Source organism: Pseudomonas izuensis, from assembly GCF_009861505.1.
Taxonomy (GTDB): Bacteria; Pseudomonadota; Gammaproteobacteria; order Pseudomonadales; family Pseudomonadaceae; genus Aquipseudomonas; species Aquipseudomonas izuensis.
In genome coordinates, this window is the sequence record NZ_WTFT01000007.1 from 22,229 (window position 1) to 46,021 (window position 23,793).

Annotated in this window: 24 protein-coding genes; 15 read left to right on the forward strand and 9 right to left on the reverse strand. The window is 59.0% G+C overall.

What is annotated here, in order from left to right:
- Window positions 1–18: 18 nt before the first annotated feature.
- Window positions 19–564, reverse strand: coding sequence for a gamma carbonic anhydrase family protein (locus GPL81_RS06285; protein WP_160105902.1), 546 nt, complete (start codon window positions 562–564; stop codon window positions 19–21).
- Between the two features lie 62 nt (window positions 565–626).
- Between GPL81_RS06285 and prlC the strand changes: the two genes are divergently transcribed.
- Window positions 627–2,705, forward strand: a complete 2,079-nt coding sequence (gene prlC / locus GPL81_RS06290) for an oligopeptidase A (protein WP_178122573.1) — start codon at window positions 627–629, stop codon at window positions 2,703–2,705.
- Complete coding sequence (locus GPL81_RS06295) at window positions 2,702–2,989, forward strand: YheV family putative zinc ribbon protein (protein WP_096514047.1); 288 nt, start codon at window positions 2,702–2,704, stop codon at window positions 2,987–2,989. Before prlC ends, GPL81_RS06295 begins: the two co-directional genes overlap by 4 nt.
- Before the next feature lie 46 nt (window positions 2,990–3,035).
- On the opposite strand, the gene GPL81_RS06300 is transcribed toward GPL81_RS06295, so the two are convergent.
- Both GPL81_RS06300 and GPL81_RS06305 read right to left on the reverse strand, forming a co-directional pair.
- The gene (locus GPL81_RS06300; protein ID WP_160105905.1) at window positions 3,036–3,680 is read right to left on the reverse strand and encodes a phosphatase domain-containing protein; all 645 of its coding nucleotides are present in this window, start codon (window positions 3,678–3,680) and stop codon (window positions 3,036–3,038) included.
- A 223-nt stretch (window positions 3,681–3,903) separates the two neighbouring features.
- Window positions 3,904–4,209, reverse strand: a complete 306-nt coding sequence (locus tag GPL81_RS06305; protein WP_160105907.1) for a hypothetical protein — start codon at window positions 4,207–4,209, stop codon at window positions 3,904–3,906.
- A 230-nt stretch (window positions 4,210–4,439) separates the two neighbouring features.
- Between GPL81_RS06305 and GPL81_RS06310 the strand changes: the two genes are divergently transcribed.
- The 3 genes from GPL81_RS06310 to GPL81_RS06320 all read left to right on the forward strand — a co-directional run bounded on the left by GPL81_RS06310 (window position 4,440) and on the right by GPL81_RS06320 (window position 8,090).
- Entirely contained in the window at window positions 4,440–5,498 is a 1,059-nt protein-coding gene (locus tag GPL81_RS06310) for a PA0069 family radical SAM protein (RefSeq protein ID WP_160105909.1), read from the forward strand.
- 243 nt (window positions 5,499–5,741) lie between these two features.
- Entirely contained in the window at window positions 5,742–6,473 is a 732-nt protein-coding gene (locus tag GPL81_RS06315) for a carbonic anhydrase (protein ID WP_160105912.1), read from the forward strand.
- A 90-nt stretch (window positions 6,474–6,563) separates the two neighbouring features.
- Window positions 6,564–8,090 carry a SulP family inorganic anion transporter gene (locus GPL81_RS06320; RefSeq protein ID WP_160105914.1) on the forward strand — a complete coding sequence of 509 codons (1,527 nt, stop codon included), beginning with the start codon at window positions 6,564–6,566 and terminating at the stop codon, window positions 8,088–8,090.
- Window positions 8,091–8,218: 128 nt separating this feature from the next.
- On the opposite strand, the gene GPL81_RS06325 is transcribed toward GPL81_RS06320, so the two are convergent.
- On the reverse strand, window positions 8,219–8,869 hold the full coding sequence (locus GPL81_RS06325; protein WP_160105917.1) for a hypothetical protein: 651 nt from the start codon (window positions 8,867–8,869) through the stop codon (window positions 8,219–8,221).
- A gap of 371 nt (window positions 8,870–9,240) precedes the next feature.
- Between GPL81_RS06325 and coxB the strand changes: the two genes are divergently transcribed.
- From coxB to GPL81_RS06345, 4 genes are all read left to right on the forward strand, one after another.
- Complete coding sequence (gene coxB, locus GPL81_RS06330; RefSeq protein WP_096514054.1) at window positions 9,241–10,368, forward strand: cytochrome c oxidase subunit II; 1,128 nt, start codon at window positions 9,241–9,243, stop codon at window positions 10,366–10,368.
- A gap of 82 nt (window positions 10,369–10,450) precedes the next feature.
- Window positions 10,451–12,043: a cytochrome c oxidase subunit I gene (ctaD, locus tag GPL81_RS06335; protein ID WP_096514055.1), complete on the forward strand. Its 1,593-nt coding sequence runs from the start codon at window positions 10,451–10,453 to the stop codon at window positions 12,041–12,043.
- Between the two features lie 129 nt (window positions 12,044–12,172).
- A complete protein-coding gene (locus GPL81_RS06340) occupies window positions 12,173–12,724 on the forward strand; it encodes a cytochrome c oxidase assembly protein (RefSeq protein ID WP_096514056.1) in 552 nt (183 codons plus the stop codon).
- Window positions 12,725–12,749: 25 nt separating this feature from the next.
- Window positions 12,750–13,637 carry a cytochrome c oxidase subunit 3 gene (locus GPL81_RS06345; protein WP_160105919.1) on the forward strand — a complete coding sequence of 296 codons (888 nt, stop codon included), beginning with the start codon at window positions 12,750–12,752 and terminating at the stop codon, window positions 13,635–13,637.
- Window positions 13,638–13,716: 79 nt separating this feature from the next.
- On the opposite strand, the gene GPL81_RS06350 is transcribed toward GPL81_RS06345, so the two are convergent.
- Complete coding sequence (locus GPL81_RS06350) at window positions 13,717–13,920, reverse strand: twin transmembrane helix small protein (RefSeq protein WP_096514058.1); 204 nt, start codon at window positions 13,918–13,920, stop codon at window positions 13,717–13,719.
- A 71-nt stretch (window positions 13,921–13,991) separates the two neighbouring features.
- On the opposite strand from GPL81_RS06350, the gene GPL81_RS06355 reads away from it, so the two are divergent.
- From GPL81_RS06355 to GPL81_RS06375, 5 genes are read left to right on the forward strand one after another with little or no spacing between them, the layout of a single operon-like run.
- A complete protein-coding gene (locus GPL81_RS06355; protein ID WP_160105921.1) occupies window positions 13,992–14,732 on the forward strand; it encodes an SURF1 family protein in 741 nt (246 codons plus the stop codon).
- Window positions 14,698–15,291 (forward strand): hypothetical protein, encoded by a 594-nt coding sequence (locus tag GPL81_RS06360; RefSeq protein WP_160105923.1) that lies wholly within the window; start codon window positions 14,698–14,700, stop codon window positions 15,289–15,291. The genes GPL81_RS06355 and GPL81_RS06360 overlap by 35 nt, the downstream gene beginning before the upstream one ends.
- Before the next feature lie 10 nt (window positions 15,292–15,301).
- On the forward strand, window positions 15,302–16,375 hold the full coding sequence (locus tag GPL81_RS06365; RefSeq protein WP_160105925.1) for a COX15/CtaA family protein: 1,074 nt from the start codon (window positions 15,302–15,304) through the stop codon (window positions 16,373–16,375).
- The gene (gene cyoE, locus GPL81_RS06370) at window positions 16,363–17,262 is read left to right on the forward strand and encodes a heme o synthase (RefSeq protein ID WP_121105993.1); all 900 of its coding nucleotides are present in this window, start codon (window positions 16,363–16,365) and stop codon (window positions 17,260–17,262) included. Before GPL81_RS06365 ends, cyoE begins: the two co-directional genes overlap by 13 nt.
- The gene (locus tag GPL81_RS06375) at window positions 17,259–17,894 is read left to right on the forward strand and encodes an SCO family protein (protein ID WP_160105926.1); all 636 of its coding nucleotides are present in this window, start codon (window positions 17,259–17,261) and stop codon (window positions 17,892–17,894) included. The genes cyoE and GPL81_RS06375 overlap by 4 nt, the downstream gene beginning before the upstream one ends.
- Before the next feature lie 178 nt (window positions 17,895–18,072).
- Here the strand turns inward: GPL81_RS06375 and GPL81_RS06380 are convergent, their stop codons facing one another.
- From GPL81_RS06380 to GPL81_RS06390, 3 genes are read right to left on the reverse strand one after another with little or no spacing between them, the layout of a single operon-like run.
- On the reverse strand, window positions 18,073–18,846 hold the full coding sequence (locus GPL81_RS06380) for a MetQ/NlpA family ABC transporter substrate-binding protein (protein WP_160105929.1): 774 nt from the start codon (window positions 18,844–18,846) through the stop codon (window positions 18,073–18,075).
- 60 nt (window positions 18,847–18,906) lie between these two features.
- Entirely contained in the window at window positions 18,907–19,581 is a 675-nt protein-coding gene (locus GPL81_RS06385; protein WP_095194468.1) for a methionine ABC transporter permease, read from the reverse strand.
- Entirely contained in the window at window positions 19,581–20,588 is a 1,008-nt protein-coding gene (locus GPL81_RS06390; RefSeq protein ID WP_160105932.1) for a methionine ABC transporter ATP-binding protein, read from the reverse strand. Before GPL81_RS06390 ends, GPL81_RS06385 begins: the two co-directional genes overlap by 1 nt.
- A gap of 185 nt (window positions 20,589–20,773) precedes the next feature.
- On the opposite strand from GPL81_RS06390, the gene katE reads away from it, so the two are divergent.
- Entirely contained in the window at window positions 20,774–22,936 is a 2,163-nt protein-coding gene (katE, locus tag GPL81_RS06395) for a catalase HPII (protein WP_281354991.1), read from the forward strand.
- 121 nt (window positions 22,937–23,057) lie between these two features.
- On the opposite strand, the gene GPL81_RS06400 is transcribed toward katE, so the two are convergent.
- Window positions 23,058–23,777 (reverse strand): PA5502 family lipoprotein, encoded by a 720-nt coding sequence (locus GPL81_RS06400; RefSeq protein WP_160105936.1) that lies wholly within the window; start codon window positions 23,775–23,777, stop codon window positions 23,058–23,060.
- Window positions 23,778–23,793: the final 16 nt, after the last annotated feature.

Genomic DNA, 23,793 nt, shown 5'->3' on the forward strand with positions numbered 1-23,793 from the left:
TGGGCAGAGTGCAACAGTTCAGATCCGATCGTAGCCTTCGGCCAGATGCAGATCCTTGAGCTTCACGTAGTTCGCCGCGCTGTAGGTGAAAAAGGCTTGTTCCTTGTCAGTCAGAGGCCGGATCTGTTTCACCGGACTGCCCACATACAGGAAACCACTTTCCAGGCGCTTGCCCGGTGGCACCAGGCTGCCGGCACCGATGATCACATTATCGGCGACCACCGCACCGTCCATGACGATACTGCCCATGCCGATCAAAACCCGACTACCGACAGTGCACCCATGCAACATGACCTTGTGGGCGATGGTCACATCATCACCAATCAGCAACGGGAAACCGTCGGGGTTGAACGGCCCGGCGTGGGTGATATGCAGCACGCAACCATCCTGCACGCTGGTGCGTGCACCGATGCGGATACGGTGCATGTCGCCACGGATCACCGTCAATGGCCATACCGAGCTGTCTTCGCCGATTTCAACATTGCCGATCACCACTGCCGATCTGTCGACAAAAGCGCCTTTGCCGAGCGACGGCGTGTGGTTCTGGTACTTGCGAAGGGACACGATAGGTTCTCTCTCTGTCGCTGATAGCTGCGGTGAGTGCCGATTGTAATTAAGATGGCTGCATGATTCTTCCAGCCAAGGTGCCAACCGTGAGCGTGAACAACCCTCTTTTGCAGTCCTACGACCTGCCGCCGTTCTCCGCGATCCGCGCCGAACACGTGCAACCGGCCATCGAACAGATCCTGGCTGACAACCGCGCCGCCATTATCGAGATCCTGAAGACCCAGGGCAAACAGCCGAGCTGGGCCGGCCTGGTGCTGGCGATGGATGAACTCAATGACCGTCTGGGCGCGGCCTGGAGCCCGGTCAGCCACTTGAATGCCGTGTGCAACAGCGCCGAACTGCGCGAAGCGTATGAGTCCTGCCTGCCGGCGTTGAGCGCCTACTCCACTGAAATGGGCCAGAACCGTGAACTGTTCCAGGCCTATGAAGCCCTGGCCAGCAGCCCGGAAGCCGCCGGTTTCGACGTGGCGCAGAAAACTATCCTGGAACACGCCCTGCGCGATTTCCGCCTGTCGGGTATCGACCTGCCGGAAGCCGAGCAGAAGCGTTATGCCGAGGTGCAGAGCAAGTTGTCCGAACTGGGCAGCCGCTTCTCCAACCAGTTGCTCGATGCCACTCAAGCCTGGACCAAACACATCACCGACGAAGCCGCCCTCGCCGGCCTGACCGATTCGGCCAAGGCGCAAATGGCTGCCGCGGCCCAGGCCAAGAACCTCGACGGCTGGCTGATCACCCTGGAGTTCCCGAGCTACTACGCGGTGATGACCTACGCCCAGGATCGTGCCTTGCGCGAGGAAGTCTACGCCGCCTACTGCACCCGTGCGTCGGATCAAGGCCCGAATGCCGGTCTTAACGACAACGGCCCGGTCATGGAAGAAATCCTCGACCTGCGTCAGGAGCTTGCCAAATTGCTGGGCTTCGCCAGTTTCTCCGAGCTGAGCCTGGCCACCAAAATGGCCGAATCCAGCGATCAGGTGCTGAGCTTCCTGCGCGATCTGGCCAAGCGCAGCAAACCATTCGCCGCTCAAGATCTGCAACAGCTCAAGGCTTACGCCGCCGAACAAGGTTGCCCTGATCTGCAAAGCTGGGACAGTGGTTTCTACGGCGAAAAACTCCGCGAGCAGCGCTACAGCGTTGCCCAGGAAGCCCTGCGTGCCTACTTCCCGATCGATAAAGTGCTGAGCGGCCTGTTCGCCATCGTGCAACGCCTCTACGGCATCGAGATCGCCGAGCAAAAAGGTTTCGACACCTGGCACCCGGATGTTCGCCTGTTCGAAATCAAGGAAAACGGCCAGCACGTCGGCCGCTTCTTCTTCGACCTGTATGCCCGCGCCAACAAACGTGGCGGTGCCTGGATGGACGGTGCCCGCGACCGTCGCCGCACTGCAGAGGGTGTGCTGCAAAGCCCCGTAGCCAACCTGGTGTGCAACTTTACCCCGGCCGACAGCGGCAAACCTGCGTTGCTGACCCACGATGAAGTCACCACCCTGTTCCACGAATTCGGTCATGGCCTGCATCACCTGCTGACCCGTGTCGAACATGCCGGTGTATCCGGCATCAACGGCGTGGCCTGGGATGCGGTCGAGTTGCCGAGTCAGTTCATGGAGAACTGGTGCTGGGAACCGGAAGGCCTGGCACTGATCTCCGGCCATTACGAAACCGGCGAGCCACTGCCTCAGGACCTGCTGCAAAAAATGCTCGCGGCGAAAAACTTCCAGTCCGGACTGATGATGGTGCGCCAACTGGAATTCTCGCTGTTCGACTTCGAACTGCACGCCACTCACGGTGACGGTCGCAGCGTGCTGCAAGTGCTTGAAGGTGTACGTGACGAAGTTTCGGTGATGCGTCCGCCGGCCTATAACCGCTTCCCCAACAGCTTCGCCCACATCTTTGCCGGTGGTTACGCCGCGGGTTACTACAGCTACAAATGGGCAGAGGTGCTGTCGGCCGATGCCTTCTCGAAGTTCGAAGAAGAAGGCGTGCTCAACGCAGCTACAGGTCGCGCGTTCCGCGAGGCGATCCTGGCGCGCGGCGGTTCTCAGGAACCGATGGTGTTGTTCGTCGACTTCCGTGGCCGTGAGCCATCGATTGACGCACTCTTGCGCCATAGTGGCCTGAGTGAAGGCGCGGCAGCATGAGTGAGGGACCTGTGATTACCAAACGACGCTTTATCGCCGGCGCGGTTTGCCCGGCCTGCAGCGAGCCGGACAAGTTGATGATGTGGAGCGAAGACAACGTGCCACATCGCGAGTGCGTGGCCTGCGGTTACTCCGATACGCTGAATGAACAAGGTCTGTCGGTGCCCAAGGAATTGGGCACACGGGTCAATACACCCGTGGTGAAATCCACGGATGTCAAAGTTCAAGCCGTGCAGTTTTTTCCGAATCCAAAACTGAAGAAAAAGCCTGACGAGCAGCACTGAGTAACAAAGACACCCCTTCCACTGCGCAATGCAGTGGAAGGGGCTATTACTGGAGGTGGGCCGACTGGAACCAGCTCTTCATCGAACACGCCGCGAATGGGCTCGTGCTGCAATCGCCATTGGCCAACGCGGTGCGAAGTTTGTCGACATCCGCTTTCATCATGTAGCGAACGCCGTCCTTGAAGTGGGTGCTGTCACCGAAGCCACCCTGAGTCATTTCGCTCAACGCGTCTTCCTTGCTCCACCCCTGCACCACCACCCGATACATGGCCGCCATCAGCCCGGTCCGGTCCGAGCCGTGCTTGCAGTGCATCAATACCGGGCCTTTGGCTTCGGCAGTTTGAATGGCACGCAGCGCCTTAAGTACATCGGCGTCGTCTACATGATTGGTGCGATAGGGTAACTGCACCTGTTCGATACCGGGTGTGCTCAACCAGCGTGAATCCGGTTCAGGCAGAAAGCTGATCACCGTTGCGACCTTGAGTTTTTCCAGTAACGGCAGCGCTCCCTTGTCGGGAAGAGCGCTACGGTAAAGCGTCGGCGACATCTGGAAGAGGTTGTATTGTGTCTCGACCGGTTGCGCCCATTCCGATGGACGAGGCGAGGCAGAGTCGTCGGCGAATACTGGTGTCAGGTTGAAGCAGGCGACCAGCGACAGGCACATCGCAGGGATAAGGCGCATCAGGGACATGAATGGATGACCGTCAGGAGTAGCAGGATGATGACACCCATATTTAGCCCCAAGCGGTCAAAGGCCCGTGAGCCGACTGTCAAAGAATTGTGAAGTCATCATTTTAATGTCGCTGATCAAAAGTGCTTCGGATAATCAACCCACCCTAAAGACCTCATTGATATTACGCGCAACTAATGAACTAAACCCATATGAGTTTTCCATATGGGTTTAGCAAGACAAATCAAGGATTCAAGATATTGGAATAAGCCTTGGCCAGTGCCAAGAGTTTTACCTCGTCATCCTTATCAATATCGCCGTCACCGTCCACATCCTGACGAACAGTATTAATACGAAAGGACTTCCCGCCATCACTGGATACAGCCTCGATGCAGAGGGAGTCCACCAAAGCCTCTGTCTGCTCCTGGTTTACCGGATCCCAGCCTGACTCCTTGCGGGCAAGCTGCATCGAAACCCGCGCTTCCCGAGGGTTGACCGGACTGGGAGTCAACAATTGCAAAAAAATACCACGTTGATTAAAAGTCGACATTCAATAACTCCATTTATTAAGTAATCAACAAACACTGTGTGAGCAATGAATATACTGAGCACTTACACACTCAAGCTATTCGACATGTATTTCCTCGAATTACCAAAGTTGAACTGATTAATTCAACGATCACGAATATCAATGCGGATAAGGGCTAAATATGCCGAACGGCACTGGCCGCTTTGCCAAACCTCGGATACTGTATGCACATACAGCAATGAGCGTTGATCATGAGCACTCCCTTGCCACCCCGCGGACGCGGCACCGCGACCAATCCGCACAATCGCTTCTCCCCCAATCGCTCGGTCGCCGAGGACGACGGTTGGTACCAGGAAGTACCGATGACCCAAGGCACCGAGGTGCGCATCGAGACGGCGAAGACGATCATCACCCGCAACAATTCGCCGGACCTGCCCTTCGATCGCTCGATCAACCCCTACCGTGGTTGTGAGCATGGTTGCATCTATTGTTATGCGCGCCCCAGCCACGCCTATTGGGACATGTCACCCGGGCTGGATTTCGAAACGAAGCTGATTGCCAAGACCAACGCCGTGGAGGTGCTGGAAGAACAGCTTTCGAAGCGCGGCTATCAATGCGCGCCGATCAACCTCGGTTCCAATACCGATCCCTATCAACCGATCGAACGCGAATACAAAATCACCCGGCAAACCCTCGAAGTGCTGCTGCGTTACCGTCATCCGGTGACCATCGTCACCAAGGGTTCGTTGATTCTTCGTGATCTGGACCTGCTGACCGAGCTGGCCCGGCAGAGATTGGTGGCAGTGATGATCAGCCTGACCACCCTGGACGATGAGCTCAAACGCATCCTCGAACCCCGCGCTGCAGCGCCCAAGGCCAGGTTACGGGCAATCAGGGTCATGCGCGACGCGGGGATTCCGGTCGGGGTGCTGTGTTCACCGATGATTCCGATGATCAACGACAGCGAGCTCGAAAACCTGCTCACCGAGGCCCACGCGGCCGGTGCGCAAAGCGCAGCCTACATGATGTTGCGCTTGCCGCTGGAAGTGGCACCGCTGTTCTCGGAATGGTTGGACGCCCACTATCCGCAACGGGCCGCCCATGTATTGAGCCTGATTCGCCAGAGCCGTGGTGGCGAGCTGTACGACAGCCGCTTTGGGGCGCGGATGCGTGGCGAAGGCCCCTTTGCCGACCTGCTGGCACAACGCTTTGCCAAAACCCTCAAGCGCCTGGGGCTCAATCATCGGGAAGGCTTTAATCTGGATTGCGAAGCCTTTTGTCCGCCGGGTCGCCAAATGTCGTTGATTTGAGGACAATTAGCCTATCGTTGAGTACTGGAAAACGTGGGCAAATTTTAGCCTGGTCACGTTTCCCGCGACCTGGAACATACGTTCTAGAGCGCTTGATTCAGTTTGAGTTAAGATTCGGCCGCTACCTTGTTCATCGAGTGACTGATGGGTCAGGCCTTTTGACCTGGATGTTTTTTAACCAGCCACTGGCTTCACACCGGACAACACGGGATAACTCCCAGCGTTCGCCAAAGAGGATGAATCATGAGTGACAAGGATAAACAGCCGTTGGCTGCGTCGGCTTCTGCGCAACCTGGCGTGGAAACCGCCGATGCAGCGTTGAAGCATATCGTTGACGGCTTTTTGCATTTTCATCAGGAGATCTTTCCGCAACAGGAAGAACTCTTCAAGAAACTCGCCACGGCTCAAACGCCACGGGCAATGTTCATTACTTGCGCTGACTCGCGCATCGTCCCCGAACTCATTACCCATAGCTCTCCTGGCGATCTGTTCGTCACCCGTAACGTCGGCAATGTCGTCCCGCCATACGGGCAGATGAACGGCGGCGTTTCCACCGCCATCGAGTACGCGGTGCTGGCGCTGGGCGTGCAGCACATCATCATTTGCGGCCACTCCGATTGCGGCGCGATGCGGGCGGTGCTCAACCCCCACACCCTGGAAAAAATGCCCACGGTCAAAGCCTGGCTGCAGCATGCGGAAGTGGCGAAAACCATGGTGCACGACAACTGCAACTGCGCCGACGAAAACGAGACGATGCATGTCCTCACCGAGGAAAATGTCATCGCTCAATTGCAACACTTGCGTACCCACCCCTCGGTAGCCTCGCGCATCGCGAACGGTCACTTGTTCATCCATGGCTGGGTCTACGACATCGAAACCAGCAAGATCAAAGCCTACGACGCGGATCAGGGTCGATTCCTGCCGCTTGATGGCAGCCTGCCGATTCCGATGGCGACGCCAAAAGCGCGCTTCTAAATCCTCCTAAAAAACTGTGTGGTTTGACGCCGGCCGCTGCTTCAGCGGTCCGGCCTTGCCATGCCTGAAGAAAACTTCGGGAGATTCATCATGCGTGCTGCTCAACTCAAAGCTGTTCTGCCACGGGAGTTATTGGCTTCGGTGGTTGTGTTTCTGGTCGCCCTGCCCCTGTGCATGGGCATAGCCATCGCTTCGGGGCTGCCCCCTGCCAAAGGCCTGATCACCGGGATCGTCGGCGGCCTGATCGTGGGTTGGTTGGCAGGCTCTCCGTTGCAAGTCAGCGGTCCCGCGGCAGGCCTGGCTGTTCTGGTGTTCGAACTGGTGCGCCAGCACGGGGTGGTCATGCTCGGCCCCATCCTGCTGTTGGCGGGGTTTCTGCAGCTGCTGGCCGGGCGCTTGAAGCTGGGTTGCTGGTTCAGGGTCACTGCGCCTGCGGTGGTGTACGGCATGCTCGCCGGGATTGGCGTACTGATCGTGCTTTCGCAAGTGCATGTGATGCTCGACGCCACACCCAAACCCTCCGGTCTGGATAACCTCACGGCATTCCCCAACGCGGTGGCCCAGGCACTGCCATCGTTCGGCTGGCAGGCTGGACTGCTCGGACTTTCGACCATCGCCGTGATGTGGCTGTGGGAAAAACTCCGTCCGCACTCACTGCGTTTTATTCCCGGGGCGTTGCTCGGGGTCGGTATGGCAACGATCGTCAGTCTGCTGCTGGCATTGCCGGTCAAACGGGTTGAAGTTCCAGCCAACCTGGCCGAAGCCATCGACTGGCTCAAACCGGCGGACCTGCTCAATCTGGCCGATCCCACCCTATTGATCGCCGCCTTCGCCGTGGCCTTCATCGCCAGCGCCGAAACCTTGCTGTCCGCCGCGGCTGTGGATCGCATGCACAGCGGCCAGCGTTCGAACTTCGACCGTGAACTGTCAGCTCAAGGCGTCGGCAACATGCTTTGCGGATTGCTTGGCGCGTTGCCAATGACCGGGGTCATCGTGCGCAGTTCGGCCAACGTCCAGGCCGGGGCCACCACCCGCTACTCGACGATTTTCCACGGGCTGTGGCTGCTGGCGTTCGTGTTGCTGTTGTCGAGCGTGCTGCAAAGCATTCCCGTGGCGAGCCTGGCGGGTGTGTTGGTGTATACCGGTTTCAAACTGGTGGACCTCAAGGCTTTCCGCGGTCTGGGGCGCTATGGCCGAATGCCGATGTTCACCTATGCCGCGACGGCATTGGCGATCATCTTCACCGACCTGCTGACCGGTGTACTGATCGGTTTCGGCCTGACACTGGTGAAGCTCGCATTGAAGGCTTCACGACTGAAAATCAGCCTGATCGACCTGCCCCGGGACGGCGAAATGGAGTTGCGCCTGGTGGGCGCGGCGACGTTCCTCAAAGTGCCGGCCCTGACACGGCTGCTCGACAGCATTGCGCCAGGCACAACGGTGCATGTGCCGCTCAATCACCTGAGCTACATCGATCACTCGTGTCTGGAGTTGCTGGAGGAATGGGGGCGGGCGAATGCGGCCAAGGGTTCGAAATTGTTGATTGAGTCGCGCGGATTGAAACGCAGGCTGGAGGGGCGGGTGCGGACCAATACCGGCATCCGCGCGGCTGGCTAAATAAACCATCTGTAGGAGCGAGCTTGCTCGCGATGGACGAAAGAGCACCGCGGGGTGTCAGGATACCCGCGTAATCGTTGTCGACCATCGCGAGCAAGCTCGCTCCTCCAGTGAAGGGCGGAGGTGGATCAAGCCACGGTCTGATCCAGCTCCAGGCCCACGCCCAGGCGGCGGGACATGCACGGCCAGCGTTTCCACGCGGCGCCGGTGTCCGGGCTGCTGAGTTTCTCGCGGTAGGCTTCAACCGACTCCAGCGCAAAGCTGTCGTCATCAAGCATCTCGTCCACGGCGTGATGCACTGCCTCATCCAGTTGGTTGGCAAATTCCTCACCGATCAACTGGTGAGCAATCAGATTGGCGACCGTCATGTCCAAGGGGATCAGTGGCTGGCCGAAATGCTTGATGTACAGGTCGTTGACCTCTTCGACAAAGCGGTGCGCCAGGTAGGCTTCATCCAGCAGGCTGTCGAGTCCGACGTGACCGGCCATGATCGCCGGCGGCTGGAGGAAGTACTGCTCGGCGATTTTCAGCACCGGTTTGATCTGTGACTCAATGCCCGCTTCCCTGGCAACTTCATTGGCTGCATCCAGCAGATCAGGTACTTCATCAATATAGGCAGCGACAAAACGCGTCAGCACGCCGTTGGCGTCAGTCTCCGGCAATTGGATCGCCGGGTGTAAATGAGGCAGCTTGCTTTCCAGCTGACGAGTCAGCAGGCCGGTCTCGGCCTCGTGTTGTTGGGCTTTTTGGATCTGCTCGCGCAATGCGGCGGTGTTCATGAAAACTCCAGGAAACAAAGGCAATGAAATAGGGAAGACATAACTTAGCTGGCATACGAAAAATGCTAAGACGCATTTGTCATAATTATTTCATCCTTGAGACGCCTCCGTTATATCGGTTTGCCACCACTCGTCTGCATCCTTCTCCATTCGTGACCTGCAACGCAAGTTAATGCTGTTTCAGATGATTTACGCCTTCACATTGCGAGGTGAGAGCCGCTGTCTATACTCGCTCATGAATGGAGTTAGCTGATGACGCCCGACTGCAACTGCAGCAAGGCCCGGCGATTCAAGTTCGTAGTCTGATGCAGCCGCTCCCTTGCCGCAGGTGAAAGCCGGCGGGATAACAAGAACGATAAGGGGAACCCGCAATGATGCGACATCCACATGTCTGGATGGGCCTCCTGTTGTGGTCGATTTTCAGTCAGGCGCAAGCGGCCTGGACTGTGAATATGGCGCCTGGAGCGACTGAAATCAGTCACGCTGTGTTTGACCTGCACATGACCATTTTCTGGATCTGTGTAGTGATCGGCATCATCGTCTTTGGCGCCATGTTCTGGTCGATGATCCTTCACCGCCGCTCGACGGGGCAGGTGGCGGCAAAATTTCATGAAAGCACCACCGTCGAAATCCTCTGGACCATCGTGCCCTTTGTGATTCTGGTGGTCATGGCAGTTCCCGCGACAGCCACCCTGATCAAGATGTACGACGCCAGTGAGCCGGATATCGATATCCAGATCACCGGCTATCAGTGGAAGTGGCATTACAAGTACCTGGGCCAGGACGTCGAATTCTTCAGCAACCTGACCACGCCCGCCGACCAGATCCACAACAAGGAAACCAAGGGCGAGCACTATTTGCTCGAGGTCGACAAGCCTTTGGTGTTGCCGATCGGCGCCAAGGTGCGCTTCCTCGTGACCTCCGCCGACGTGATCCATTCCTGGTGGGTGCCGGCCTTCGCGGTCAAGCGCGATGCAATCCCGGGGTTCGTCAACGAAGCCTGGACCCGCATCGACAAGCCCGGCATCTACCGTGGCCAGTGCGCCGAATTGTGCGGCAAGGATCACGGATTCATGCCGATCGTGGTCGAGGTCAAGGACAAGCCTGACTACGAAAAATGGCTGGGTGAGCGCAAGGCCGAAGCCGCTCAACTCAAGGAGCTGACCAGCAAGGAATGGACCCTCGACGAGCTCAAGGAGCGCGGCGACAAGATTTATCACACCACCTGCGTGGCCTGTCACCAGGCCGAAGGCCAGGGCCTGCCGCCGATGTTCCCGGCTCTCAAAGGCTCGAAAATCGCCACCGGGCCGAAAGAGGCGCACCTGAGCCTGGTCTTCCACGGCAAGCCCGGCACCGCCATGGCGGCGTTCGGCAAGCAGCTCTCGGAAGTCGATATCGCGGCGGTCGTGACCTACGAACGTAACGCCTGGGGCAATAACAAGGGCGACATGGTCACGCCAAAAGAAGTGCTGGAGTTGAAACAGGCGGAAAGCAAATGACCCGGTCCATTGCGCACACCAGGAACCGGTCGGGGCAATGCGCCCCGGCCTGCCCAGCCCGTCTGTTTGCAGGAGACAGAACATGACTGCTGTAATCGATGACCCTGTCCATACCCACACCGAGCACGCCCACGGCCCTGCCAAGGGTCTGATGCGCTGGGTGCTGACCACCAACCACAAGGATATCGGCACGCTGTACCTGTGGTTTGCGTTCTCCATGTTCCTCTTGGGCGGTACGTTCGCGATGGTGATTCGCGCCGAACTGTTCCAGCCTGGGTTGCAGATCGTCCAGCCGGAATTCTTCAATCAGATGACCACCATGCACGGTCTGGTGATGGTGTTCGGTGCGGTGATGCCGGCCTTCGTTGGTCTCGCCAACTGGATGGTTCCGCTGATGATCGGCGCACCGGACATGGCCCTGCCGCGAATGAACAACTTCAGCTTCTGGCTGCTGCCGGCGGCGTTCATTTTGCTGGTATCGACCCTGTTCACCCCAGGTGGCGGTCCGAACTTCGGCTGGACGTTCTACGCGCCGCTATCAACGACCTATGCGCCGGAAAGCGTGACGTTCTTCATCTTCGCCATCCACTTGATGGGGATCAGTTCGATCATGGGCGCGATCAACGTGATCGCTACCATCCTCAACCTGCGCGCCCCCGGCATGACGTTGATGAAAATGCCGCTGTTCGTCTGGACCTGGCTGATCACCGCGTTCCTGCTGATTGCGGTGATGCCGGTGCTGGCCGGTTGCGTAACGATGATGCTGATGGACATCCACTTCGGCACCAGCTTCTTCAGTGCCGCCGGTGGCGGTGACCCGGTGCTGTTCCAGCATGTGTTCTGGTTCTTCGGCCACCCCGAGGTGTACATCATGATCCTGCCGGCCTTCGGTGCCGTCAGCTCGATCATTCCGGCCTTTTCACGCAAGCCGCTGTTTGGCTACACCTCGATGGTCTACGCCACGGCATCTATTGCCTTTCTGTCCTTCATCGTCTGGGCGCACCACATGTTCGTGGTCGGCATTCCGCTGGTGGGCGAACTGTTCTTCATGTACGCCACCCTGCTGATCGCGGTGCCCACCGGGGTCAAGGTGTTCAACTGGGCCAGCACCATGTGGCAGGGTTCGTTGACCTTCGAAACACCGATGCTGTTCGCCGTGGCGTTCGTCATCCTCTTCTCCATCGGCGGTTTCTCCGGGCTGATGCTGGCCATTGCCCCGGCGGACTTCCAGTACCAGGACACCTACTTCGTCGTCGCGCATTTCCACTACGTGCTGGTGCCGGGAGCGATCTTCGGGATTTTCGCCTCGGCCTACTTCTGGCTACCGAAATGGACCGGCCACATGTACGACGAAACCCTCGGCAAGCTGCATTTCTGGCTGTCGTTCATCGGCATGAACATGGCCTTCTTCCCGATGCACTTTGTGGGGCTGGCGGGCATGCCGCGGCGGATACCGGACTACAACCTGCAATTCGCCGACTTCAATATGGTGTCGTCGATTGGCGCGTTCATGTTCGGCGCCACTCAGATCTTCTTTCTGTTCATCGTGATCAAGACTATCCGCGGCGGCCCGCCAGCACCGGCCAAACCGTGGGACGGGGCTGAAGGCCTGGAGTGGAGCATTCCGTCACCGGCGCCGTATCACACCTTCACCACGCCGCCGGAAGTGAAATGATCACCTTAGGCCTGGTGGGAATTCCTGTGGGAGCGGGCTTGCCTGCGATGAAGTTGATGCGGTGTGCCAGATATACCGTTATCGCGGGCAAGCCCGCTCCCACAGGGGTCTCGATAGAGGCTGGAAATCATGGCTGACTCGATTTCGATGAAGAAATTGGTCACACGTTTATTGATCGTGGTGGTGGCGATGTTTGTCTTCGGATTTGCCCTGGTTCCGATCTACGACGTGATGTGCAAGGCGTTCGGTATCAACGGCAAAACCGCCGGGCAGTACGAGGGTGAGCAGACAGTCGATGCCTCGCGGCAGGTTCGCGTGCAGTTTCTGACGACCAACTCTGTCGATATGCCCTGGGATTTCTACCCCAAGAGCGATGAGCTCACGGCCAACCCGGGGGCGGTGAGCGAGATGATCTTCATTGCGCACAACCCCACCGACCGCCCGATGAGCGCCCAGGCCGTGCCGAGCATCGCGCCGAGCGCGGCGGCGGCGTACTTCCACAAGACCGAATGTTTCTGCTTTACCCAGCAAGTGCTGCAGCCCGGTCAACGGATCGAGATGCCGGTACGTTTCATCGTTGACCGTGACATGCCCAAGGATGTGAAGCACCTGACGCTGTCCTACACGCTGTTCGATATCACCGCCCGACATCCACCGGTCGCTGTAAACACTGGCGGTTGAGCGTGCCCGATAAGGAGAACAATAAATGGCAACTCATGAACATTATTACGTTCCGGCCCAGAGCAAATGGCCGATCATCGCCACGATCGGCATGGTCACCACCGTGTTCGGCCTGGGCACCTGGTTCAACGACCTGAAAGCAGCGCGGCCGGAATCCCACGGCCCGCTGATCTTTTTCGTCGGTGGCCTGCTGTTGGCCTACATGCTGTTTGGCTGGTTCGGCACGGTGATCAAGGAAAGTCGCAGCGGGTTGTACAGCGCCCAGATGGATCGCTCGTTTCGCTGGGGCATGAGCTGGTTCATCTTTTCGGAGGTCATGTTCTTCATCGCCTTCTTCGGCGCGCTGTTTTATGTACGCCACGTGTCCGGTCCCGCCCTCGGTGGCGAAGGCACCAAAGGCATCGCCCACATGCTGTGGCCTGCCTTCGAGTGGACCTGGCCGCTGCTGAACAACCCGGATTCCAAGCTGTTCCCGCCCCCCAAGGAAGTCATCAGTCCCTGGGGGCTGCCGCTGCTCAATACCGTGTTGCTGGTGAGCTCCAGCGTCACCATCACCATCGCCCACCACGCCTTGAAAAAGGGACATCGCGGCGCGCTGAAACTCTGGCTGGCGATCACTGTGTTGTTGGGATGCGGTTTCCTCAGTTTCCAGGCCGAAGAGTATATCCACGCCTACCACGAACTGGGCCTGACCCTGGGCTCGGGCATCTACGGCGCCACGTTCTTCATGCTCACCGGGTTCCACGGTGCGCACGTGACCATCGGCACCATCATCCTGTTCGTGATGCTGATGCGCATCTTGCGCGGGCACTTTGACAATGAGCATCAGTTCGGCTTCGAGGCGGCAAGCTGGTATTGGCACTTCGTGGACGTGGTGTGGATCGGGTTGTTCGTTTTCGTTTACGTCCTGTAGGAGCGAGCCTGCTCGCGATGGAGTGTCAGTCGACTCCGATGTGTCTGACCCACCATCGCGAGCAAGCTAGCTCCTACAGCTACCACGGCGCATGAGAGACAAGCTGGCCGCTGAAGAAACCCCAGGCAATCAAGCCGACGGTGCAGGCGGCCAAGGCAACACGAACACTCAAGGCAATGACGAGGCGGTTCGAGCTGCTGTCGTCCTTGACCAGAAAAAACAGGCCGCTGAACAGGCTGACAACCGTGGCAATCAGCATCAGGACGATAGCTGCTTTGAGCATGGTAAGACTCCGGGGAGACAAGCGATGCACTTGAGTATAGCTAGCGCGCTGACCGACTTTCTGGCGACGCCATGAAGCGATTCCGGCCGGGCGTTGTGCCAACACTGGTGGTCGCGATCCTGCTGCCGCTGCTGGTGTCGCTCGGGTTCTGGCAATTGAACCGGGGCGCGGAGAAAAGCGCGCTGCTGCAAACCTGGACGGAGCGTCGGGTTGCCGAATCGATGGCCAGCACCGAACTGCAACACACGATAGACCCGGCGTTTCGCCGGGTGCGCCTGCACGGCCAATTCGATGCCGCCCACAGTCTGTTGCTGGACAACCGCCAGCGTGGCGGCAAGGTCGGGGTCGAGTTACTGCAACCGTTTCAGGATCAGGCGACCGGACTGTGGCTGCTGGTCAACCGGGGCTGGCTGCCATGGCCGGACCGCCGTACACCTCCACAATTTTCAACACCGGCTGAGCCCCAGAGCCTCGACGCCTGGATCTACGTTCCACCCGGTGCGGCTTTCCAGCTCCACGCCGACCCAAGCACCAGCACCTGGCCAAAACTGCTGACGGCGGTTGAGCCGAATGCACTCTGGACTGCCCTGCACCGCGAGGGCTTTGCCTACGAATTACGCGCAGAAACCGGACCTGCGACTTACCAGGCCGATTGGCCGGTGGTTGCCATGGGCCCGGAAAAACACATCGCTTATGCCGTGCAGTGGTTCGCCATGTCGATCGCCCTGCTCGGCCTTTATCTTTATCTCGGATGGCACAACGCAAAGGAGAAACACCATGGGAGCGGCCATGAATCCACCCAGCATGTCTGAGGCAAAAACGCCGGTGAACCGGCGCAAAGGACGTTTGCAGCTGCTTCTGATTTTGCTCGGGGTAGTCGGACCGATGATCCTCGCCACCGGCATGTACAAATTGCAGTTCTGGGTGCCGGAAGGCCGCAGTTATCACGGCGAACTGATCGGCAACGGCCAGACCCGCGCCGATCTTGGCGTGCAGGCGCAGGAAGACCGCTGGCAGTTGCTGGTAACGGCCCCCAAGGAGTGTTCGGTGGACTGCCAGCAACTGGTTTATCTGGCCCGACAAATCCAGATCGGCCTCGGTCGCGATGCCGGTCGCGCCAGTCACGCACTCGCGGTGACACAACCGCTGAGCAGTGATTACGAGACTAAACTTCAACACGAGTACCCGCAGTTGCAACGCTATTCCCTGGACGCGCAGATCTATACCAAAGGCGCCCAGGGCAATGACACCGCGCACCTGTGGATCATCGACCCCCACGGCAATCTGGTGCTGCGCTACGACCCGTCTGTCAAAGGCAAGGACCTGCTCAACGACCTGCGCCACCTGCTGAAACTGTCGAACATCGGATAAGGGCATCGTCATGGCCAAACCTGGATTTCGCCTCGCGCTGTTTGCCACCTTCCTGGCACTGATGGTGGTGTTGCTCGGCGCCTACACCCGCCTGACCCACGCCGGTCTCGGATGCCCGGACTGGCCCGGCTGTTATGGCTTTATCAGCGTGCCGAAAAGCGAAGCCCAGCTGGCCCATGCCGAACTGCATTTCCCGGATGCCCCGGTGGAAGCCCATAAGGGCTGGAACGAGATGGTTCATCGCTACTTCGCCGGCACCCTTGGCTTGCTTATCTCGATATTGGCCGGTCGCGCCTGGGTCCATCGCAAGCATCCGGGGCAACCGGTGAAGCTGCCGTTGTTTCTGTTGGCGGTGGTGTTCGCCCAGGCTGCCTTCGGTATGTGGACGGTCACGCTCAAGCTCTGGCCGCAGGTGGTGACCGGGCATTTGCTCGGCGGATTCGCCACCTTGAGTCTATTGTTTCTGCTGACCTTGCGCCTGTCCGGCGTATTGCCGGCGCTGACGGTGCCACGTCGCTTGCAACACTGGGCGACCGCCGGCCTGTTGCTGGTGATTTTGCAGATCGCCCTCGGCGGCTGGGTCAGTTCCAACTATGCCGCCGTGGCCTGTATCGACTTCCCGACGTGCCATGGCCAATGGCTGCCACCGGCGGATTTCGCTAATGGTTTTCACCTGACCCAGCACATCGGTCCGAACTACCTCGGGGGGCAGCTGGACAGCGATGCCCGCACCGCGATTCACCTGACTCACCGTATCGGCGCACTGCTGGTGACCCTGGTATTGCTCGGCCTGGCCTGGCAACTGAAAGTCGTCGGCATGACGCGGCTCGCCGGGTTGGTGCTGATCGCCCTCGCGGCGCAAATTACGCTGGGCATCAGCAACGTGCTGTTTCATCTGCCGTTGCCGGTGGCCGTGGCGCACAACGCCGGGGGCGCGGCGCTGCTGCTGACGATGGTGCTGGTCAACTATCACGCGCGAACCAGTCTGGTTCGGGTCAAGCAGCCGACTCGCTGGCGCTTCAGCCCGCGTAAACATTCAGCCGGGCCCATAACAATAAAAGGAGAAATGCCATGGCGATTCTGATTGGCGAGCGTCACAGCCAGGCGATCTGGCGTGACTATCTGGAGCTGACCAAACCCAAGGTGGTGGTGCTGATGCTCATCACCTCGCTGGTCGGGATGTTCCTCGCCACTCGCGCCGGCGTGCCATGGACCGTACTGGTGTTCGGCAACCTGGGGATTGCATTGTGTGCGGGCGGCGCGGCGGCGGTGAACCATGTGGTGGATCGGCGGATCGACGCCGTCATGGCCCGAACCCACAAGCGCCCATTGGCCGAGGGCCGGGTCTCGCCTGCCGCCGCGCTGACCTTTGCCTTGATACTGGCGCTGCTCGGCCAGGCCTTGCTGCTGGCCTTCACCAATCCGCTGACCGCATGGCTGACCCTCGCCTCGCTGCTCGGTTATGCGGTGGTCTACACCGGTTTCCTCAAACGTGCGACACCACAGAACATCGTGATCGGCGGACTGGCCGGAGCAGCCCCGCCCCTGCTCGGCTGGACCGCGGCCACCGGACACGTCAGCGCCGAACCGCTGTTGCTGGTGCTGATCATCTTCGCCTGGACGCCGCCGCACTTCTGGGCGCTGGCCATCCACCGCAAGGAGGAGTACGCCAAGGCCGACATCCCGATGCTGCCGGTGACCCATGGCGAGCAATACACCAAGGTGCATATCCTGCTTTATACCGGCGCGCTGCTGGCTGTCAGCCTGATGCCCTACGTGATCCACATGAGCGGCCCGCTCTACCTGATTTGCGCCATCGGCCTGGGCGCGAGGTTTCTGCAATGGGCCGTGGTGCTGTACCGTGGCACTCGGCCGCACGCGGCGATCAACACCTTCAAGTACTCTATCTACTACTTGTTCCTGCTGTTCATCGCCCTGCTCGTAGACCACTACTTATTGTTGAACCTATGACCCGAACCCAGAAAACCGTCTTCATCCTTGTCGCCCTGATCGCGCTGGTCCTGGGCCTGACCATCAACAAAGTGCTCTCCGGCAAAGGCCAGGGCGACCCGACGGCGCTGATCGATGCCGGCATTATCCTGCTACCGCAAAGCCGCAATCTGCCGGATGTCACGATGACAGACCAGGACGGTAAACCGGTGGCGATCAACGAGCTCAAGGGCAAGTGGAGCGTGCTGTTCTTCGGCTACACCTTCTGCCCGGACATCTGCCCGACCACCCTCGCCCAGCTGCGCCAGATCAAGAGCGAACTGCCGCCGGAGGCTGTGGCCAAGTTGCAGATCATTCTGGTCAGCGTCGACCCGAACCGCGATACGCCCAAGCAGCTCAAGCAGTACCTGGGTTACTTCGATCCGCAGTTCATCGGCCTGACCGCGACGTCGACCCAGGAACTGCAAAAAGTCGCCAACGCCGTGAGCATCCCGTTCATTCCGGCGGACACCAGCAAGCCGAACTACACCGTCGACCACAGCGGCAACCTCGCGGTCATCGGCCCGGACGGTACGCAGCGCGGGTTTATTCGAGCGCCTTTGAACAACCAGAAACTGGTGGCGCAGTTGCCGGTGATGCTTAACCGAAAGTAAGACCCGCGCCCCCTGTAGGAGCGAGCTTGCTCGCGATGGTCGTGAACGATAACGCGTAAAACCAGATACCCAGTGGCGCCCTTGTGTTTTTCGCGAGCAAGCTCGCTCCTACAGGGGGTCCGTATTTCAAGCAAAAAAAGGGGCGCATTCAATGCGCCCCTTTTTTCATTGCTTCAGATCAGAACGCCGGCACGACCGCGCCTTTGTACTTCTCGATGATGAAGGCTTTCACTTCCGGGCTGTGCAGGGCAGCCACCAGTTTCTTCATCGCGTCGCTGTCCTTGTCGTCAGGACGGGCAACGAGGATGTTCACGTAAGGCGAGTCGCTGCCTTCGATGACCAGCGCGTCCTTGGCCGGATCGAGCTTGGCTTCCAGCGCATAGTTGGTGTTGATCAGCGCCAGGTCGACCTGGGTCAGCACGCGCGGGATGGTCGCGGCTTCCAGTTCACGGAATTTCAGGTTCTTCGGGTTCTCGGTGATGTCTTTGACGGTCAACAGGATGTTGTTCGAATCCTTCAACTTGATCACGCCTGCCTTGTTCAGCAGCAACAGCGCGCGGCCGCCGTTGGTGGCATCGTTCGGGATAACCACAGTGGCGGTGCTTGGCAGTTCATCCAGTGTCTTGTACTTGCTGGAGTAAGCGCCCAGCGGCTCCAGGTGTACGCCGGCAACCGACACCAGGTTGGTGCCCTTGGCCTTGTTGAATTCATCGAGGTATGGCTGGTGCTGGAAGAAGTTGGCGTCCAGACGTTTTTCCGCCACTTGCACGTTCGGCTGGATGTAATCGGTGAAGACCTTGACCTTCAGGTCCACGCCTTCCTTGGCCAGCGCCGGTTTAACGAACTCGAGGATTTCCGCGTGCGGCACCGGTGTGGCGGCGACCGTCAAAGTGTCGGCAGCGTGGGCGGAAAAGGCTGCAACGGCAGCGAAGGCGACGAGTAGTTTTTTCATTCAGCTAACTCCATGTGAGGCGCCCGTTGGGCGCCTGCCAGCGAATGGCCGGCTCATGTCTTACTTACGGGAAAAGTGGACGACCAATTTGTCGCCGACGGTTTGCAAAACCTGCACCAGCACCAGCAGCAATACCACCGTGACCACCATCACATCGGTTTGGAAACGCTGGTAACCGAAACGGATCGCCAGGTCACCCAGACCACCGGCGCCCACCACACCAGCCATTGCCGTGTAGGAAACCAGTGTAATAGCTGTCACCGTAATCGCCGCGAAGATGCCCGGACGGGCTTCAGGCAACAATGCGTTGGTGATGATCTGCCGCGTGGTCGCGCCCATCGACTGGGTTGCTTCGATGATGCCGCGATCCACTTCACGCAACGCGGTTTCCACCAGCCGCGCAAAGAACGGCGTGGCGCCTACCACCAGTGGCGGGATCGCACCGGCGACACCCAGCGAGGTGCCGGTGATCAACACCGTGAACGGGATCATCACGATCAACAAAATGATGAACGGCAGCGAACGCAGGATGTTCACCACCAACGACAACATCGCGTAGACGCCTTTGGCTTCCAGCAACTGTCGCGGACTGCAGAGGAACAGCAACACGCCCAGCGGCAGGCCCAGCAACACGGTGAACAACAGCGAACCACCTAGCATCAGCAGGGTATCGCCGGTGGCCAGCCAGATTTCGAACCAGTCGATATTGGCGAAGAAACTTGTCAGGGCTTCCATTAACGCAGCACCTCCATGTGGACGTCCGCTGCGGTGAAGCGGGCGAACGCCGCCTCCATGTCACCGCCAGTCACGGCCAGGGTCAGTTGCCCGTAAGGGATGTCTTTGATGCGATCGATACGACCGGCGAGGATGCTGTAGTCCACGCCGGTTTCGCGGGCGACGGTGCCCAGCAATGGTGCGTAGGTCGCTTCGCCCTGGAAGGTCAGACGCACGATGCGACCCGGCACGTGAGCGAAGTCATCGCGCTGTTCACTTTCATCGATCTGCTCGTCTTCCTGTACGAAGCGCTTGGTGGTGGGGTGTTTTGGATGCAGGAACACCTCGGCCACCGAACCTTGCTCGACGATCACGCCTGCGTCCATCACCCCGACCTGGTCGCAAACCCGGCGAATCACGTCCATTTCATGGGTGATCAGCACGATGGTCAACTTCAACTCGCGATTGATCTCGGCCAGCAATTGCAGGACCGACGCCGTGGTCTGCGGGTCCAGTGCACTGGTGGCTTCGTCGCACAGCAGGATTTTCGGCTTGGTGGCCAGGGCGCGGGCGATGCCGACACGCTGCTTCTGGCCGCCAGACAACTGCGCCGGGTACTTGTTGGCGTGATCGGACAAACCAACTCGGGCGAGCAACTCGGCGACGCGCCGGTCGATGTCGCTGCGGGACAATTCACCTGCCAGCGTCAGCGGCAGCGCGACGTTATCGGCCACGGTCTTGGAGGCCAGCAGGTTGAAGTGCTGGAAAATCATGCCTACCTGCTGACGGAAACGGCGCAGCCCGTTGGCGTCGAGCGCTGTGACTTCCTCGCCATCGACGATGATCTTGCCGCCACTGGAATTTTCCAGGCGATTGATCAGACGCAGCAGGGTACTTTTTCCCGCACCGGAATGGCCGATCAGGCCAAAGACCTGGCCGTTTTCAATCGTCAGATTGGTCGGGTGCAGGGCGGGGATATCCCTACCGGCGACGCGGTAGGTTTTATGGACGTTTTGAAACTCGATCACGTAGCGAACCTTGTGGGGCGCGTTGAAAAAGGATCAGCGGTTAGCCGGGGCGCGCATTTTAGCCTGTCCGTATAGAGGTTCTTAGCATTTATTTCGTATTCAACCAGCGATTTGGCAATAACGCGATCAAAGGTCAGATAAAAGGAACGGCTAAAAACGTCATCAGTCACTACTTAGGCAACTCGATAACAGCCGAGGAGTCATGCCTGATGAGCACCAAGAAACCTGCCGTCACCAAGAGCGCACTGGCCGGGACCGATACCCTGGACCGCAGCAACACCAACGCCAAGCTCGATAGCCTGGAAAAATTCCGCTCCGACGCCACAGGTGAAGCGCTGCGCACCAATCAAGGCGTGAAGGTGGCCGACAATCAGAACACCTTGAAAGCCGGCGCCCGTGGGCCGTCACTGCTGGAAGACTTCATCATGCGTGAAAAGATCACGCATTTTGACCATGAGCGCATTCCCGAACGCATCGTCCACGCCCGCGGGACGGGTGCCCATGGCTATTTCCAGAGTTATGAGAATCACAGTGCCTTGACCAAGGCCGGTTTCCTGCAGGATCCCGGCAAAAAGACGCCCGTGTTCGTGCGCTTTTCCACGGTGCAAGGCCCTCGCGGGTCAGGCGATACGGTGCGTGATGTCAGGGGTTTCGCCGTGAAGTTCTTCACTGACGAAGGCATCTACGACCTGGTGGGCAACAACATGCCGGTGTTTTTCATTCAGGACGCCATCAAGTTCCCTGACTTCGTACACGCGGTCAAACCCGAGCCCCACAATGAAATACCCACCGGTGGCTCGGCCCATGACACTTTCTGGGACTTTGTTTCACTACAACCGGAATCGGCGCACATGGTGATCTGGGCCATGTCCGACCGGGCGATCCCCAAAAGCCTGCGCAGCATGCAGGGTTTCGGCGTGCATACCTTTCGCATGATCAATGCCGAAGGCAAATCGCGCTTCGTCAAATTCCACTGGCGCCCCACTGCCGGCACCTGTTCGCTGGTGTGGGATGAAGCGCAAAAACTCGCGGGAAAAGACACCGACTACCACCGACGCGACCTCTGGGAAGCCATCGAGATGGGGGACTACCCGGAATGGGAATTGGGTGTTCAGGTCATCGAGGAAGAAAACGAACACGCCTTCGATTTCGACATACTCGACCCGACCAAGATCATCCCCGAAGAAATCGTGCCGATTACGCCGCTGGGCAAAATGGTGCTCGACCGCAACCCGGACAACTTCTTTGCCGAAACCGAGCAGGTTGCGTTCTGCCCGGGGCATATCGTGCCGGGGATCGACTTCTCCAACGACCCGCTGCTGCAAGGCCGGTTGTTTTCCTACACCGATACGCAGATCAGCCGACTCGGTGGACCGAACTTTCACGAGATTCCCATCAACCGTACGATTTCCCCTCTGAACAATGGCCAGCGGGACGCGCTGCACCGCACCACCATCGACAAGGGACGCGCGGCTTACGAGCCCAACTCCATCGACGGCGGCTGGCCGAAGGAAACCCCGCCGGCTGCACAGGATGGCGGTTTCGAGAGTTATCCGGAGCGCATCGACGCCAACAAAATCCGCCAGCGCAGCGAGTCGTTCAGCGACCACTTCTCCCAGGCGCGGCTGTTTTTCCACAGCATGAGCAAGCACGAGCAGGAACACATCATCTCGGCGTACAGCTTTGAGCTGGGCAAGGTGGAACGTGAATTCATCCGCGAACGCCAGGTGAACGAGATTCTGGCCAACATTGATCTGGAACTGGCCAGGCGGGTCGCACAGAACCTGGGCCTGCCGGCGCCGAAAGCCGGGACGGTGGATGTACCCAAAACGTCGCTGGAGCATTCGCCGGCGTTGAGCCAGGCCAACTTGCTGCCCGCCGATATCAAGACCCGCAAAGTGGCGATTCTGGCGGCCAATGGGGTCGATGGTGCAGCGATTGATGCGCTCAAGAAAGCGCTGAAGGCTGAAGGTGCACACGCCAAATTGCTCGGCCCGACCTCGGCCCCGGTGAAGACCGCCGAAGGCAAGTCATTGCCGGTGGACGCGTCGATGGAAGGCTTGCCGTCAGTGGCGTTCGATGCGGTGTTCGTGCCCGGTGGCGCGGCGTCGATCAAGGCGCTGAGCACTGATGGCGTGGCGTTGCATTACTTGCTGGAGGCTTACAAACACCTGAAAGCCATTGCGTTGCATGGCGAGGCGAAGCAGTTGCTGGATGTGTTGAAGCTGGAGGTTGATCCAGGGTTGGTCGTGGGGACAGACGCCAAGCCGTTCAAGGCATTTTTTGCGGCGATTGGGCAGCATCGGGTTTGGGAGAGGGAGCCGAAGGCCAAAGCCATTCCGGCTTAGGTTTTTGTGTTGATTCAGAGGACGCCATCGCGGGCAAGCCTTGCTCCCACAGGGTATGGGTCGTTCATCAATCAGGTGGGCGACTCAAAACCTGTGGGAGCATGGCTTGCCCGCGATGCTTTTAAGGCTGTTTGCGCGGACTCAAAACCATCTGTGCCGGAACGCTGCGATTAATCTGCCGATCCAGCTTCAGATCAAACTGTGGATCAAGCTTGTTCACCCGCTTGGTCAGCAGGTTCGCCAACCAAGGATAATCATCGGTACGCGGCACCTGGATGCTCACGTCGCACTGAAAATTCACCACATCGGCGGCGATGGCATCCAATTGACGACGCACTTTCCCCATATCGGTGATTTTCAGTTTCACTGTGGTGCTTTCAGCCTCCGGGTCAATGACCTTGGCTTTGCGCTTGGCTTCCGCAGACTTGAGGTCCGCTTCGGCCTTATCCAGTTCAGCCTTACGGGCTTGAGCGATGGCACCGTTGACCCCGCCGGTCAGCGCCGGCGCCTTGGGCATCAAGGCACGGGCTCGCGCCAGTGCGGTGGCAGCGGCGTTTACATCACCTTTTTGCAGCACGATCTGGCTGCGCATCAGATAGGCTTCGGCCAATTGCCGCTGGTATTGCTCCAGGGATTGATCGTTGGGCGATTGAGCCTGCAAAGCGGCCAGTTGATCTTCGGCGGTGGCCAGTTCGCTGCTGGCCAGGCTTTGCTCAAGCTGTGCGATAGCCGTGGCCCGTGCATCCGGGGCCTCGGTGGCTGCCGGTGGCGTGCTTTGGCAAGCGCCCAGCAGCAAAGAAAATGCGACAAGGAGCAGATAACGGGAGGGGAACGACTTCATTCCTGCGACTCTCTAT

Excerpts from the sequence above, each read along its gene's own strand:
- prlC (WP_178122573.1), top strand. The coding sequence starts at position 627 with ATGATTCTTCCAGCCAAGGTGCCAACCGTGAGCGTGAACAACCCTCTT.
- GPL81_RS06295 (WP_096514047.1), top strand. The coding sequence starts at position 2,702 with ATGAGTGAGGGACCTGTGATTACCAAACGACGCTTTATCGCCGGCGCG.
- GPL81_RS06300 (WP_160105905.1), bottom strand. The coding sequence starts at position 3,680 with ATGTCCCTGATGCGCCTTATCCCTGCGATGTGCCTGTCGCTGGTCGCC.
- GPL81_RS06305 (WP_160105907.1), bottom strand. The coding sequence starts at position 4,209 with ATGTCGACTTTTAATCAACGTGGTATTTTTTTGCAATTGTTGACTCCC.
- GPL81_RS06310 (WP_160105909.1), top strand. The coding sequence starts at position 4,440 with ATGAGCACTCCCTTGCCACCCCGCGGACGCGGCACCGCGACCAATCCG.
- GPL81_RS06315 (WP_160105912.1), top strand. The coding sequence starts at position 5,742 with ATGAGTGACAAGGATAAACAGCCGTTGGCTGCGTCGGCTTCTGCGCAA.
- GPL81_RS06320 (WP_160105914.1), top strand. The coding sequence starts at position 6,564 with ATGCGTGCTGCTCAACTCAAAGCTGTTCTGCCACGGGAGTTATTGGCT.
- GPL81_RS06325 (WP_160105917.1), bottom strand. The coding sequence starts at position 8,869 with ATGAACACCGCCGCATTGCGCGAGCAGATCCAAAAAGCCCAACAACAC.
- coxB (WP_096514054.1), top strand. The coding sequence starts at position 9,241 with ATGATGCGACATCCACATGTCTGGATGGGCCTCCTGTTGTGGTCGATT.
- ctaD (WP_096514055.1), top strand. The coding sequence starts at position 10,451 with ATGACTGCTGTAATCGATGACCCTGTCCATACCCACACCGAGCACGCC.
- GPL81_RS06340 (WP_096514056.1), top strand. The coding sequence starts at position 12,173 with ATGGCTGACTCGATTTCGATGAAGAAATTGGTCACACGTTTATTGATC.
- GPL81_RS06345 (WP_160105919.1), top strand. The coding sequence starts at position 12,750 with ATGGCAACTCATGAACATTATTACGTTCCGGCCCAGAGCAAATGGCCG.
- GPL81_RS06350 (WP_096514058.1), bottom strand. The coding sequence starts at position 13,920 with ATGCTCAAAGCAGCTATCGTCCTGATGCTGATTGCCACGGTTGTCAGC.
- GPL81_RS06355 (WP_160105921.1), top strand. The coding sequence starts at position 13,992 with ATGAAGCGATTCCGGCCGGGCGTTGTGCCAACACTGGTGGTCGCGATC.
- GPL81_RS06360 (WP_160105923.1), top strand. The coding sequence starts at position 14,698 with ATGGGAGCGGCCATGAATCCACCCAGCATGTCTGAGGCAAAAACGCCG.
- GPL81_RS06365 (WP_160105925.1), top strand. The coding sequence starts at position 15,302 with ATGGCCAAACCTGGATTTCGCCTCGCGCTGTTTGCCACCTTCCTGGCA.
- cyoE (WP_121105993.1), top strand. The coding sequence starts at position 16,363 with ATGGCGATTCTGATTGGCGAGCGTCACAGCCAGGCGATCTGGCGTGAC.
- GPL81_RS06375 (WP_160105926.1), top strand. The coding sequence starts at position 17,259 with ATGACCCGAACCCAGAAAACCGTCTTCATCCTTGTCGCCCTGATCGCG.
- GPL81_RS06380 (WP_160105929.1), bottom strand. The coding sequence starts at position 18,846 with ATGAAAAAACTACTCGTCGCCTTCGCTGCCGTTGCAGCCTTTTCCGCC.
- GPL81_RS06385 (WP_095194468.1), bottom strand. The coding sequence starts at position 19,581 with ATGGAAGCCCTGACAAGTTTCTTCGCCAATATCGACTGGTTCGAAATC.
- GPL81_RS06400 (WP_160105936.1), bottom strand. The coding sequence starts at position 23,777 with ATGAAGTCGTTCCCCTCCCGTTATCTGCTCCTTGTCGCATTTTCTTTG.